The organism is Bradyrhizobium sp. Kon58 (genome assembly GCF_055807455.1).
The window spans coordinates 1-889 of the sequence record NZ_JBVVOT010000096.1 but is presented as its reverse complement, the minus strand read 5'-3'; the positions used below and the strand labels follow the sequence as shown (position 1 = coordinate 889).

Sequence of the window (889 nt, the reverse complement as noted above, 5' to 3'; positions counted from 1 at the left end):
TTCGCACGCGAGGTCTGGGCAACCGTGTCCTGGACGGGGCTGGAAGCCGTCGAGAACGTCAGCGCCGTGGTCAGCGTACCGCCGATCGCACCACCCGCGGCGCTCGACCCGATCGTCGAGGACGCGTAGTCGTTGGTGGTCGAGACCGTCAGCAGGCCATTGGCGTCGATCGTCGCCGTCAGGTTGTTGGCCTGGAGCTTCGAGTTGAGCTGGTCGAGCGTCTTGACCGTGCCGTTGGTGCCGTCGCCGAAGGTGACATTGACCGCCGTGCCGCCGTTGAAGGCGGAGAAGGTCAAGGACTTGCCGGCGATGCCGCCGATGCCCGAGGTGCGCGCCGCCGAGAACGCGGTCGAGGTCCCGGTGTTACCGGCAAGCCCGAGCACGTTCAACGCATTGCCAGTGCCCGTGACCGACAGATCGGCGTTGACGCCGGTCGAGATCTTGAGCTGGCCGGAGGCGTTGATCGACGATGCGGTCTGGCCCGATGCGGTTGCGAGCGTACCGCCTCCGCTGCCGTTTAGCGTGAAGGTCTGCACGCCGGTGGCGAAGTCGATCGCCTTCAGCACGTCGTTGACCGTGCCGCCCTGCAGATAGACCGTCGAGTTGCCGGCGCCGTCCGTCAGGACGTTGCCGCTGGCACCGAAGCCGCTCGGAACGCTCGGAGCACCGGTCGAGCCCGGGATCGGCGCGTTCTTGAAGGTGATGACGTGACCGTCGACGTTCAGCGACGAACCGTCCGTGATCTCCGCACCCAGCGAAGCCGCACTCGTGGTCCGGTTGACGTTCACGGTGGCGTTGCCGCCGCCCACGGCCGTGGTCAGGCCGAGAGCCTTGAGCAGGTCGGCCTTGCCGGTGACGCTCAGATCCGCACCCGTCGAGCTTACCAGCG

General features: G+C 67.2%; 1 protein-coding gene. It reads right to left on the bottom strand.

The genetic code is table 11. The features are described 5' to 3' along the window. A partial coding sequence (locus AC0L20_RS39580) for a DUF1522 domain-containing protein (RefSeq protein ID WP_473295601.1) occupies positions 1-889 on the bottom strand: 889 nt, incomplete at both ends.